Origin of the sequence: Flavobacterium sp., from assembly GCF_031363805.1 — a bacterium.
GTDB lineage: Bacteria > Bacteroidota > Bacteroidia > Flavobacteriales > Flavobacteriaceae > Flavobacterium.
In genome coordinates this window covers 1-12,034 of the sequence record NZ_JANLVD010000162.1, presented here as the reverse complement: position 1 = coordinate 12,034, position 12,034 = coordinate 1, and the positions used below count along the sequence as shown (strand labels likewise).

At 31.4% G+C, this 12,034-nt stretch carries 13 protein-coding genes; 5 read left to right on the top strand and 8 right to left on the bottom strand.

The window, feature by feature from the left end; translation table 11 throughout:
- Positions 1-782, bottom strand: a 782-nt coding sequence (locus RMN92_RS09525) for a M14 family zinc carboxypeptidase (protein WP_309609226.1), incomplete at its 3' end; no start/stop codon positions are given.
- Between the two features lie 166 nt (positions 783-948).
- On the opposite strand from RMN92_RS09525, the gene RMN92_RS09520 reads away from it, so the two are divergent.
- Positions 949-2,295: a DEAD/DEAH box helicase gene (locus tag RMN92_RS09520; protein ID WP_309609225.1), complete on the top strand. Its 1,347-nt coding sequence runs from the start codon at positions 949-951 to the stop codon at positions 2,293-2,295.
- Between the two features lie 202 nt (positions 2,296-2,497).
- Here the strand turns inward: RMN92_RS09520 and yidD are convergent, their stop codons facing one another.
- The 3 genes from yidD to folE form a co-directional block, all read right to left on the bottom strand.
- Positions 2,498-2,722 carry a membrane protein insertion efficiency factor YidD gene (gene yidD, locus RMN92_RS09515; RefSeq protein WP_309609224.1) on the bottom strand — a complete coding sequence of 75 codons (225 nt, stop codon included), beginning with the start codon at positions 2,720-2,722 and terminating at the stop codon, positions 2,498-2,500.
- Positions 2,723-2,736: 14 nt separating this feature from the next.
- On the bottom strand, positions 2,737-4,218 hold the full coding sequence (cysS, locus tag RMN92_RS09510; RefSeq protein ID WP_309609223.1) for a cysteine--tRNA ligase: 1,482 nt from the start codon (positions 4,216-4,218) through the stop codon (positions 2,737-2,739).
- Positions 4,219-4,433: 215 nt separating this feature from the next.
- Positions 4,434-5,105, bottom strand: a complete 672-nt coding sequence (gene folE / locus RMN92_RS09505; RefSeq protein WP_309609222.1) for a GTP cyclohydrolase I FolE — start codon at positions 5,103-5,105, stop codon at positions 4,434-4,436.
- Positions 5,106-5,240: 135 nt separating this feature from the next.
- Here folE and RMN92_RS09500 point away from each other — a divergent pair, with 135 nt between their 5' ends.
- Positions 5,241-6,254: an IS1595 family transposase gene (locus tag RMN92_RS09500; RefSeq protein ID WP_309609221.1), complete on the top strand. Its 1,014-nt coding sequence runs from the start codon at positions 5,241-5,243 to the stop codon at positions 6,252-6,254.
- A gap of 16 nt (positions 6,255-6,270) precedes the next feature.
- On the opposite strand, the gene lgt is transcribed toward RMN92_RS09500, so the two are convergent.
- Both lgt and RMN92_RS09490 read right to left on the bottom strand, forming a co-directional pair.
- Complete coding sequence (gene lgt / locus RMN92_RS09495) at positions 6,271-7,191, bottom strand: prolipoprotein diacylglyceryl transferase (protein WP_309609220.1); 921 nt, start codon at positions 7,189-7,191, stop codon at positions 6,271-6,273.
- Positions 7,192-7,297: 106 nt separating this feature from the next.
- A complete protein-coding gene (locus RMN92_RS09490; protein WP_309609219.1) occupies positions 7,298-7,561 on the bottom strand; it encodes a DUF4834 domain-containing protein in 264 nt (87 codons plus the stop codon).
- A gap of 107 nt (positions 7,562-7,668) precedes the next feature.
- Between RMN92_RS09490 and RMN92_RS09485 the strand changes: the two genes are divergently transcribed.
- Together RMN92_RS09485 and RMN92_RS09480 are read left to right on the top strand one after the other, a co-directional pair.
- Entirely contained in the window at positions 7,669-8,628 is a 960-nt protein-coding gene (locus RMN92_RS09485) for a transporter (RefSeq protein WP_309609218.1), read from the top strand.
- A complete protein-coding gene (locus RMN92_RS09480) occupies positions 8,625-9,743 on the top strand; it encodes a GTP cyclohydrolase (RefSeq protein ID WP_309609217.1) in 1,119 nt (372 codons plus the stop codon). Before RMN92_RS09485 ends, RMN92_RS09480 begins: the two co-directional genes overlap by 4 nt.
- 32 nt (positions 9,744-9,775) lie before the next feature.
- On the opposite strand, the gene RMN92_RS09475 is transcribed toward RMN92_RS09480, so the two are convergent.
- Complete coding sequence (locus RMN92_RS09475; protein ID WP_309609216.1) at positions 9,776-10,237, bottom strand: hypothetical protein; 462 nt, start codon at positions 10,235-10,237, stop codon at positions 9,776-9,778.
- Between the two features lie 106 nt (positions 10,238-10,343).
- Positions 10,344-11,606 carry a pyridoxal phosphate-dependent aminotransferase family protein gene (locus tag RMN92_RS09470; RefSeq protein ID WP_309609215.1) on the bottom strand — a complete coding sequence of 421 codons (1,263 nt, stop codon included), beginning with the start codon at positions 11,604-11,606 and terminating at the stop codon, positions 10,344-10,346.
- Positions 11,607-11,846: 240 nt separating this feature from the next.
- Here RMN92_RS09470 and RMN92_RS09465 point away from each other — a divergent pair.
- The coding region (locus RMN92_RS09465) for an NYN domain-containing protein (protein ID WP_309609214.1) at positions 11,847-12,034 on the top strand (188 nt) is incomplete at its 3' end.

The following is a 12,034-nucleotide window of genomic DNA, read 5'->3' as shown; positions in this document are numbered from 1 at the left end:
CCTTTGTCTGGCGTCCCGTCCCAAACATTGACATAAGGCGTTGCTTCTTGTTTTTTTGTTTTTAAATCAGCAACTATTTTTGGTGTCATTTCATTGACCATAAAATCACCTAATACAGTTCCTAATTTATTATGTTGCGTTTGAATATAGGTTAAATTATACTGATAATCAGCGCCATTGCTTACATGATTGTCTATAAAAACTTCAGGATTCAATTTATGAAAAATTTCAACAAAACTTTTGGTATTTTTAGTATCGGATTTGATGAAATCACGATTTAAATCGAAGTTTCTCCCATTGCCACGAAAACCGTATTCTTCTGGACCATTTTGATTGGCTCTTGAAGTCGAATTTCTATTTAAAGCACCGCCAATGTTGTAAATTGGAATCGTTACTATAATCGTGTTTTTAGGGATTTTTATTTTTCCTAAAGCCAAATCCCGAAACAATTGCATTGTAGCATCAATCCCATCAGGTTCGCCAGCATGGATTCCATTATTGATTAAAATGATGGCTTTATTTTTTTGAATAGTTTTAAAATCGAATATTTTATCTACACTAAAAGTAACAATATGTAATGGCTCACCAGAATCAGTCAAACCCATTTGTTCCATTTTTATAGTTTGAAAATCGGCATCCAATGTTTTATAATAATCGATAGTTTCTTGATAATTGGCAGATCGGTTTCCACTTCCTTTTTCGAAAAAAGTTTTATAATTATTCTTATTTTGGGCGAAAAGTGATATTGTTAGTAATAAAAAAGCCGATTTAAAAAAACGCATAATGTATAGGTTGTAATGTTTTTCAAATGTAAATAAAAAAATGGAACTATAATAGATGGAACGCGGATGACACCGATTTGATAAATCAAAAACGCAGATTTAAACGGATTTCAAAAAATCTTAAATCGTAATTCAAAATTCGTAATTCAAAGACTATCTTTGCCAAATGAATAACAACCACCATTCCAATAATATATTGCTCAATTTAGGTATTGAAAGTCTAAATGAAATGCAAGAAGTGGCTCAAAATGCCATTTTAAATGATGCTAATGTTTTGCTGCTTTCTCCAACAGGATCAGGAAAAACGCTGGCTTTTTTATTGCCGATTTTTGAAATGTTACAAGAAGACATTGCTACTGTTCAATGTTTAATCTTAGTTCCATCGAGAGAATTGGGTTTGCAAATTGAGCAAGTTTGGAAAAAAATGGGAACGCATTACAAAGTAAATGTTTGCTATGGTGGACATTCAATAGATACTGAAATTAAAAATTTAAGTAATCCACCAGCCGTTTTAATTGGGACTCCTGGCAGAATTGCCGATCATATGGACAGAGGAACTTTCAAATTTGATGGTATTGAAACATTGATTTTAGATGAATTTGATAAATCATTGCAATTGGGTTTTCACGAACAAATGTCTTTCATTATTAACAGACTGCCAAAATTAAACAAGCGAGTTTTGGTCTCAGCCACTTCAGACATTGAAATTCCAAAATATACAAGAGTTGTCAATCCGACAGTTTTAGATTTTATTCCTACGGAAGAAGAAAATAGTAACCTTTCAATGAAAATGGTGGTTTCCAAAGAAAAAGACAAGATTGGAAGTTTATTTAATTTAATATGTTCACTAAAATCTGAATCAGCCATTATTTTTTGCAACCATCGAGATGCAGCAGAAAGAATAAGCAATACACTTTGCGAAAAAGGAATTTACGCTACCTATTATCACGGCGGAATGGATCAAGACGAGCGAGAACGCGCTTTGATACAATTTAGAAACGGAAGTGTTTCCTATTTGATTACTACCGATTTGGCGGCTCGTGGTTTGGATATTCCAGAAATGAAACATGTTATTCACTACCATTTGCCATCAAAAGAAGATGAATTTACCCATAGAAATGGACGAACGGCAAGGATGTTAGCTTCTGGAACAGCTTATATAATTGTTCACGAAAGTGAAAAAAAATCAGACTATATCAATTATAAAATGGCTATTTTAAATGTTGATAATGTATCTCAACTTCCAAAACCACCAGCATTTCAAACCATTTATATTTCAGGCGGAAAGAAAACAAAACTGAACAAAATAGATATAGTTGGTTTCTTTTCTCAAAAGGGAAAATTGGAGAAAGGTGATTTAGGATTGATTGAAGTGAAAGATTTTGTATCATTTGCAGCTGTAAAATCTAAAAAAGTGAAAGATTTGCTTCATAACATTCGTGATGAAAAAATGAAAGGCAAAAAATTCAAAATTGAAGTAGCAAGAAAAGTGATTAAAAAAGAAGAAGATTAATTAAAACTAAACCACTATTCACTTTCAGTCCACATTAGTTTAGCAGATTAAAAGTCTGTGACATACTAATAAGATTAACACGAATTTCACTAATTTACACAAATTTATTCGTGAAAATTCGTGAAATTCGTGTTGAAATTTTTAGAACCTCAAAGGCAAATACAAACAGTGCAAAGTTTTAATTATATAGTAGACCAATAAATCAAGGAACAGGATCATAACCACTTTTTCCCCAAGGATGACAACTCAATATTCTTTTTATACCAAGAAAACCTCCATAAAATAAGCCATGCTTTTTTAATGCTTCCACCATATATTGTGAGCAAGTTGGCGAATAACGGCAAGTTGCTGGCAACAGCGGCGAAATTATAATTTGATAAAATCTGACCAAAAAAAGAAATGGAAATATCAAGATTTTTTTTAGCATAAATTTTTAGAAAATTATGATATACTAAATTCAGTTGCTTCTTTACCGTCTTTCAAATGAATTCCCAACAACAACAATTGATCCCGAATATCATCAGATAATTTCCAGTTTTTATTGGTTCTTGCATCATTTCGCATACCAATAAGCATTTGAATAACGCCTTCAAGTTTTTCATGAGAAGCACTATCATTTGTTTCGGCTTGCAAACCCAATATATCAAATACAAAAGAATTGATAGTTTTTGTAAAATCTGCCAAATCATCAATATTTAAAGTAGCCGTTTTGTCTAATAGAATATTAATAAAACGAACGCCCTCAAACAAATGAGCTATTAAAATCGGACTGTTAAAATCGTCATTCATAGCTTGATAACACTGGTCTTTCCATGATTTTACATCAATAGAAGAATTATCACTAGCTTCAATTTGATTCAATTTGCTCAAAGCTTCCATCAATCGAATATGTCCTTTTTCGGCAGCTACAATAGCATCGTCAGAAAAATCTAAAACACTTCTATAGTGGGCTTGAAGCATAAAAAAACGAGCCACACTTGGTGAAAATGCCTTGCTTAAAAATTCGCTCTCTCCAGTAATAATTTCTTTTGGCAAAATATTATTTCCAGTAGATTTTGACATTTTTTTCCCGTTTAAAGTCAACATATTAGCATGCATCCAATAATTTACAGGAGCATGACCAGTACAAGCTTCATTTTGAGCAATTTCGCATTCGTGGTGTGGAAATTTTAAATCCATTCCGCCACCGTGAAGGTCAAATTTTTCTCCTAAATATTTGGTACTCATAGCAGTACACTCCAAATGCCAACCCGGGAATCCATCGCTCCAAGGCGAAGGCCAACGCATAATATGTTCTGGTTCTGCCTTTTTCCAAAGTGCGAAATCTTGTGGGTTGCGTTTGTCACTTTGTCCATCGGTGTCACGCGTATTGGCAAGCATATCTTCAATATTTCTTCCGCTCAGCTGACCATAATGATTGGTTTCATTAAATTTTACAACATCAAAATAAACGCTACCATTGCTTTCGTAGCCAATACCTCTGTCAATAATTTTTTTGACAATTTCAATTTGTTCAATAATATGTCCAGTCGCAGTTGGTTCAATATTGGGTGGAAGCAAATTAAATTGGTGCAAAATTTCATGAAAATCGACAGTATATCGTTGCACAATTTCCATAGGTTCCAGTTGTTCCAAACGTGCTTTTTTGGCAATTTTATCCTCGCCATCATCTACATCATCTACAATATGACCCACATCGGTAATATTTCGTACGTAACGAACCTTATAATCAAGATGAATTAAATATCTGTATATCAAGTCAAAAGACATAAAAGTACGAACATTACCCAAATGCACATTGCTGTAAACAGTAGGCCCACAAACATACATACCAATATAGCCTTCATTAATAGGTTTAAAAATTTCTTTTTTTCCCGAAAGTGAATTGTATATATTGACTGTATTATTATTGTATAATGGCATTTTGCTGTATTTTGTTAACTTATTATTATTTTGATTTGGAGCTAATCTTGCTATTCGTTACAATATTTCGTTAAAAAAATAATTTTCTATACTATTTTTGGAGCTTCCTTTGGTCGCTCAAAAATAGCAAGAAAATTTGATTTTTTTTAACTTCAATATTTCCACTGCTATCAAGGCTAAATAGGATACTATTGTGTATGTTCAAACTTAAATTTCTAAAATTTAGTTTCCATTTTAATATAATCCAAAAATTCTCTTCGTGTTTGAGCTTCTTTAAATTTACCTCCAAATTCAGATGTTACTGTGCTGCTTTCTATATCTTTAATACCACGAGAATTCACACATAGGTGTTTTGCGTCAATAGTACAAGCCACATCCTCAGTTCCAAGTGCAATTTGTAATTCTTGAACTATCTGCATGGTTAAACGCTCTTGAACTTGAGGTCTTTTGGCATAATATTCAACAATCCTATTCATTTTTGATAAGCCAATTACCCTACCATTTGAAATATAAGCCACATGTGCGCGACCAATAATGGGTAGCAAATGATGCTCGCAAGTGGAGTAAACCACAATATTTTTCTCCACCAGCATTTCACCATATTTGTAGTTATTTTCAAAAGTCGAAGCCTTCGGTTTTCTTGAAGGGTTTAATCCACCAAATATTTCTTTGACAAACATTTTTGCTACTCGATTCGGAGTTCCGCTTAAACTATCATCAGTTAAATCCATACCCAAGGTAGTCAAAATATTATGAACATCTTTTTTAATAGATTCTATTTTTTGTTCGTCAGGCAAATCGAATGCGTCTTTTCTTATGGGATTAACTGCGCTTGTTCCAATATGGTTGTTTCCAATTTCTTCTTGAAAATCGTCGTTTTGAGCCATTAAATAAAGGTATTTAATCTTAAATTAATAATAGTGCAAATATAATTAATAAAAATTTAAAATTTTAAAATAAATTGGTTATGTTTTATAATAATGTAGATTTTTGTATATTTATATTTTAAAATAAAGAATTATATGGATATTCAATCATTTGTAAAAAACCTTAGTCAAAGCCAAAAGCATGATTTACTGAAATTTCTTCAGTATGAGATTGAAGTTCCTAAATTTGATTCATTAAACAATAGCACTAACAATAGTTCAAAAATTGAATGTCCTAATTGTGAAGATTCACAGGTTGTGGGTCACGGAACTTACAAAGGTCGTGGTCGTTATATGTGCAAATCATGTAAAAAAAGTTTTAATGATTATACTGGAACTGCAATTTCAGGAATTAAAAAAGTAGACAAATTTCAGTCGTATTTGAAGTTGATTTTAGAAAGTGTTAGTATAAGAAAAGCATCAAAAACTTTAGAATTAAATGTAAAAACAGTTCTTGATTGGCGACATAAAATAGCAACATCTCTAGAGCAAATAAACGGTACAAAGTTTCTCGGAATAGTTGAGTGCGATGACAAATTAGTGAATATAAATGAAAAAGGAAACAAAAATTTAGATAGAGAATCATACAAAAGACCCAGTGATAGGAAAACGAAAAGAGGTGTTAGTGATGACAAAATATCAATTATCGTTGCCACTGACAGAAAAGGAAATCCAACAATGAAGGTGGCAAAGAGAGGAAGAATCGATGCAAAAAGTGTAGATAAATCAATTGGAGATTTAATGGATTCGCAAAACATACTTTGTTCAGACAAACATCCATCAATTATATCATGGGCAAAAGAAAAAGAAGTTGAACATCATACTTTTTTGTCAAAAAATCATGGCAAAAACAAAATGTTTCATGTTCAAAATGTCAACTCAATAGATAATTTATACGAAAGATGGATTAAACCATTTTATGGAATATCAACTAAATTTTTAAATCAATATTTGAATTGGTTTATGTTTTTGCAAAGAATTAAAAACAAGACAAATCAAGTAATTGACTTAGCAGAAATTATTTTAAGAAACAAAAAAGCAAAATTTGCTTACAATCAAATAGAGAATTGTTATGAAATTTTATTAAATCAACAATATTCTAAAACATAACCAATAAAATTAAATTTTATTCTACTCTCTTTGCTTTTAAAATAAAATAAAATCCAGCAATAACGAAAGGTATACTCAACCATTGACCTGTAGATAAAATACCCAAAGCAGATTCAAAACCACCTTGGCTTTCTTTTACAAATTCTACAATAATTCTAATACTAAAAAGCATAACTAGAAAAATTCCAAAAAGATATCCTTGCTTTAAACGAGCATCAGTTTTCCAATATAAAAAAAGCAAAGTTGCAAAAACAAATACATAACCAACTGCTTCATACAATTGAGATGGATGTTTAGCGGGAATTTGTTCTAAAATTGAAGCAAATTTAGGATCTGTTGCAATGGCGTTGAAAGCATCTTTTGGATTACTCAACTGAGTCAAACGCATGGCTTCATTTGGTCTAATTGCATCTTGAATAAATTTAATTCCGAAAGGCGATGTTGTTTTATCGCCTACAATTTCTGAATTAAAAAAGTTACCCAACCTAACTAAAATAGCACCACTAGCTACTGGAATTACTATCCTATCCAATATCCAAAGCATTGGTCGTTTTAAAATTTTTGTAGTATAAAAATACATAGTAATTATTACTGCTATAGCTGCACCATGACTTGCCAAACCTTGAAAGCCTGTAAATTCGAATGTTGGATTAAATCGAAACGGAAGAATTATACTTAGTGGATCTTCAAAAATTAATTCGCTTTGGTAAAAGAAAACATGACCAAGTCTGGCACCAAGCAAAATAGAAATAAACATATACATAAAAAGACTATCCAATTTTTCCATGGATTCATTTTCGCGTTGAAATATTTTTTTCATGATTATAAAACCTAAAACAAAGGATATTACAAACATTAAACTATAAAATCGAAGCGTGAAACTACCTATTTGAAATCCTTCAGACGGATTCCAAATAAAATGTAAAAAATGTATCATTTATTTTTTTTGATTAATTAATTGTCTCGAAAGTCAAAAGTAGTGTAATAAATTTTAGTAGACAACAGGAAAAATGATAAGAAATTTGCGTGAATATTTTGGATAATTAATCTATTTCTTCGTAATCAATATAATCGCCAACTTTTTTTGTGGATTTTGGGTTTTCTTTATTTATGTTTTGATTATTATTGCTAGATTTATCATCAAAGGAAGTATCAAATTGCTGATTATTGAGATTGTTTTGGACTTTATGAATCATATTTTTCATCAATAAAGGCAAAAATATTTTAGCCAAAAATTTAATCAGATAATAAAATCCAATCATATAAACCAATGTTTTAAAAACACCATTGAAAGAAGCTTCTTGCATTAGAAATTTTTTATCAAAAATAATAAATCTATAATTTAAAAATAAATTTTGATTCTTAAATTATTGATAAAATATATTACATTTGAATTAATTAACCATAATCAAAGATGAATTTACTAAAATCTATATTATTTCTAAGTGCTTTATTCAGTATTACTCCTAGTTTTGCACAATTTACAGATCAAATAAACACAAACAGACCTGGCTCATCCATGGGTGCATTTTCTGTTGGGAAAAAAATTATTCAAGCAGAAGGCGGAATTTATGGCATACTCGAAGACCATAAAACTTTAAATTACGACGCCAGAGGCTTTGGAATCGAACTTGCAGCACGTGGTGGATTATTTTTTGAACAATTGGAATTTGTATTGGAATCGCAGTTTCAATTTGATCAATATACAGCATCTGGTTTTCAAAAAAATAGAAGTGGATTTAGACAATTGACTTTAGGGGCAAAATACTTGCTGTATGATCCATTTAAAGCCAAAGAGGAAAAACCAAATATTTACAGCTGGAAAGCAAATCATAAATTCAATTGGAAGCAATTTATTCCTGCAATTTCAGGCTATGCAGGTGTAAATTACGCCATGGAAAATGATTACAGCATTCCAAATGAATCTGTAGTAAGCCCAAAAGTCATGTTGATTGCGCAAAATCATTTCAACAGCGGACTAGTCTTGGTAACCAATATTGTTGCCGATAAAATTGGATCTGATGGCTTCAATTATGGGTATGTTTTAACGCTTACCAAAGGTTTGAGTGATAAATGGACTGGTTTTATTGAAAATAAAGGAATAAAAAGCGACTATTATTCTGATGGAATAGTTACACTTGGAGCAACATACTTACTCAAATCAAACATGCAAATTGATGCTTCTGTAAGCAAAAATATAAAAAATACACCTTCATTGCTATTTGGTGGTTTTGGATTTTCATGGCGTTTCGATAAAAAACACAAACCTGTTGAAATAAAAAACGGAAAAGAAGTTAAGCCTAAAGATGCAGAAAAAACAGAAAAGTCCAAAAGAATTGACAATATAGAAACCATACCATTAAATCCAAAATGATTACAATAAAAGAGGCAATAACCAAAAGTGAAATTATAGAATATATAAAGTTTCCTTTCTCCTTATATAAAAATAATAAATTTTGGGTTCCACCAATTATTGATGATGAGCTTGAAGCTTTCGATAAAATTAAAAACCCAGTTTTTAAAAATGCCGAAGCTCAATTTTATTTGGCGTACAAAAACGAAACAATTGTTGGTAGAATTACAGCTATAATAAATTGGGATGAAGTAAATAAGCAACAAAAAAGTAAAGTTCGATTTGGCTGGTTTGATACTATTGATGATATCGAGGTTACAAAAGCACTTTTGGAAAAAGTTTATGATCTTGGCAAAAAAAATAATCTTGAACATGTAGAAGGTCCAATGGGTTTTTCAAATTTGGATAAAGTTGGCGTTTTAACCCAAGGTTTTGAAGAGCTCGGTACTATGATTACTTGGTATAATTTTCCATATTATGGGGAACATTTTAAAAAATTAGGCTTTAAAGTTGAAAAAGAATACTTAGAATATAAGTTCCCATTTTCAAATGTAAAATTGGAGCAGTTTGACAAAGCACAAGAACTGATAAAAAAAAGGTATCAGCTTACACCTATAAATTTTACATCTACAAAACAAGTAATGCCTTATGTTGATAGAATGTTCGATTTGTTTAATGAATCGTATGCAAATTTATCGTCTTTTGTAGCTATTTCTGATATTCAAAAAGATTATTTCAAAAAAAAATACATAAGTTTTATAAATCCAGAATATATTAAATATGTCGAGGATAAAAACGGAAATCTAGTAGCATTTGCTATCGTTATGCCTAGCTTTTCAAAAGCATTGCAAAAAGCAAATGGCAAACTTTTCCCTTTTGGATTTTTGCATCTGTTAAATGCAAGGAGAAACAGCAAAGATGTTATGTTTTATCTTATTGGAGTGCATCCAGATTATCAAAATAAAGGTGTTACGGCAATTATATTCAAAGAATACCACACCACTTTTACAAAAAAAGGAATTCAAAATTGTATTCGAACGCCTGAATTATCAGATAATGTATCTATAAATCTTTTGTGGAAAAATTTTGGCTCAGAAATTACATGTAGAAGAAATACTTTTATCAAAAATTTATAATCTCAGATTATTTTTAACGAAAGTATTTCTTTTTATTTTTTACAATCTACTTTTTTCAAAACAATATCACCATCAAATTTTAAAGCTTTTGTATTTTTAAATATAACTTTACCATTATTATCATAAACTACTTCTCCATAACCTTCAGTAAAAGTATCTTCTTTTTTCAAAAAAGCAACTTCTCTAACAGATGAAACACCTTCCGACATAAAATTATAATCTGCAAAAAGTGTATCTCCTTTCATCTTTCCAGAAAATTCACCTTCATTTTTATCTTTTTCAAACAAATGATATGATAATTTTCCAAAATTAAATTTTCCGTCTTTTGTATTTAAAGTCATTGAAACAGTATCTTTTTTCAGGATTCCCATAAAGCATTCTTCCAAAGCTAAATCTTCAACCACAACAGTTTCCTCTGTTTCTGGAACCACTTCTTTTTTGCAAGAAAAGAACAATCCAGCAAAAGCAAGAATTAAAACAATAACCTTTTTCATAATTTTACTTTATATTAATGATAAAGGTAAAGAAATTAACTAGTCGATTTCAAAAAAAAATCCTTTCGAGCAAACGAAAGGATTTAATTGTATTTATAAAAACCGATTATGCATCTAAATCTACTTTAGTTCTGTCAGCAATTTCTTTATAAGTTCCATTAACCAATTTTTCACGAATGGCTTCAAAAGCTGTCAAAGTTTCTTGAACGTCTCCCAAAGTGTGCGAAGTAGTTGGAATCATTCTCAACAAAATAATCCCTTTAGGAATTACAGGATATATTACAATCGATAAAAATATACCATAGTTTTCCCTCAAATCATTCACCATCACCATAGCTTCCGGCACACTTCCTTCCAAATAAACTGGTGTTACACAAGTATTTGTATCTCCAATATTAAAATTTCTGGAACGCAATCCACTTTGCAAAGCATTTACGTTCTCCCACAATTTATCTTTCAATTCAGGATGATTCTTCAATAATTCCAAGCGTTTCAATGCGCCAAGCGTTTGAATCATAGGCAACGATTTTGCAAACATTTGAGAACGCAAATTGTATTTTAAGTAATCAATAATTTCTTTGTCAGCAGCAATAAACGCACCAATACTCGCCATTGATTTGGCAAAAGTCGAAAAATAAACATCAATATCATCTTGAACGCCTTGCTCCTCGCCTGCTCCAGCACCAGTTTTTCCCAGTGTTCCAAAACCGTGAGCATCATCGACCAAAAGTCTAAAATTGTATTTTTGCTTCAGCGCAACCACTTCTTTCAGTTTTCCTTGTTGACCACGCATTCCAAAAACACCTTCTGTAATAAAAAGTATTCCGCCACCAGTTTCTGTAGCCATTTTCGTGGCGCGTTGCAGGTTTTTTTCCATACTTTCCACATCATTGTGGCGGTAAGTAAAGCGTTTACCCATATGCAAACGAACCCCATCTATAATACAAGCGTGAGCATCTACATCGTAAACTATAATATCGTTTTTAGTAACCAAAGCATCAATAGTCGACATAATGCCTTGGTAACCAAAGTTTAACAAATAAGCAGATTCTTTCATTACAAAAGCTGCCAATTCATTTTCCAACTGTTCATGAGCATCGGTATGACCAGACATCATTCTAGCACCCATTGGGTAAGCCGCTCCGTATTGAATTGCAGCTTCAGTATCTGCCTTACGAACTTCTGGATGATTGGCTAAACCTAAATAATCGTTCAAACTCCAATTTAATATATCTTTCCCATGAAACTTCATTCTTGGACCCAATTCTCCTTCCAATTTTGGAAAAACAAAATAACCTTCTGCTTGCGACGCCCATTTTCCCAACGGACCTTTATTGTTCTGAATTCTTTCGAATAAATCTTTTACCATAATGAAATCTTAAAATTTAAGAAGTTGCAAAATTAATAATTCCTACCTTAATATATAAACAAATTTCAAAATATTTTTTTAGGAGCTATTCGCGCTATTCGTTCCAATCTTTTTGTGGTTTTGTCATACTGAGCGTGTCGAAGTACAAAACCACAAAAAGGATTTCCACTTCTATCACGGCTAGGGCATTGGTTTTCAAAATAAACTTTGTACATTTGGTTAAACATTTCAACTCAAAAAATGTCTCAAATTAAAGAACTCAAACTTGCCGTACTTATTGATGCCGACAACGTTCCCTACAGCAATGTAAAAGGGATGATGGAAGAAATAGCCAAATTTGGAACCCCAACCACGAAACGTATTTATGCAGATTGGACCAAACCAAATGCCAACGGTTGGAAGTCGGTTTTATTAGAACACGCCATTAC

What these genes read in the sequence shown, in the direction of transcription:
- folE (WP_309609222.1), bottom strand. Translation starts at nt 5,105, where the DNA reads ATGGCTCAAAACGACGATTTTCAAGAAGAAATTGGAAACAACCATATT.
- RMN92_RS09490 (WP_309609219.1), bottom strand. Translation starts at nt 7,561, where the DNA reads ATGCAAGAAGCTTCTTTCAATGGTGTTTTTAAAACATTGGTTTATATG.
- yidD (WP_309609224.1), bottom strand. Translation starts at nt 2,722, where the DNA reads ATGCTAAAAAAAATCTTGATATTTCCATTTCTTTTTTTGGTCAGATTT.
- RMN92_RS09500 (WP_309609221.1), top strand. Translation starts at nt 5,241, where the DNA reads ATGGATATTCAATCATTTGTAAAAAACCTTAGTCAAAGCCAAAAGCAT.
- RMN92_RS09470 (WP_309609215.1), bottom strand. Translation starts at nt 11,606, where the DNA reads ATGGTAAAAGATTTATTCGAAAGAATTCAGAACAATAAAGGTCCGTTG.
- RMN92_RS09520 (WP_309609225.1), top strand. Translation starts at nt 949, where the DNA reads ATGAATAACAACCACCATTCCAATAATATATTGCTCAATTTAGGTATT.
- lgt (WP_309609220.1), bottom strand. Translation starts at nt 7,191, where the DNA reads ATGATACATTTTTTACATTTTATTTGGAATCCGTCTGAAGGATTTCAA.
- RMN92_RS09485 (WP_309609218.1), top strand. Translation starts at nt 7,669, where the DNA reads ATGAATTTACTAAAATCTATATTATTTCTAAGTGCTTTATTCAGTATT.
- RMN92_RS09475 (WP_309609216.1), bottom strand. Translation starts at nt 10,237, where the DNA reads ATGAAAAAGGTTATTGTTTTAATTCTTGCTTTTGCTGGATTGTTCTTT.
- cysS (WP_309609223.1), bottom strand. Translation starts at nt 4,218, where the DNA reads ATGCCATTATACAATAATAATACAGTCAATATATACAATTCACTTTCG.
- RMN92_RS09480 (WP_309609217.1), top strand. Translation starts at nt 8,625, where the DNA reads ATGATTACAATAAAAGAGGCAATAACCAAAAGTGAAATTATAGAATAT.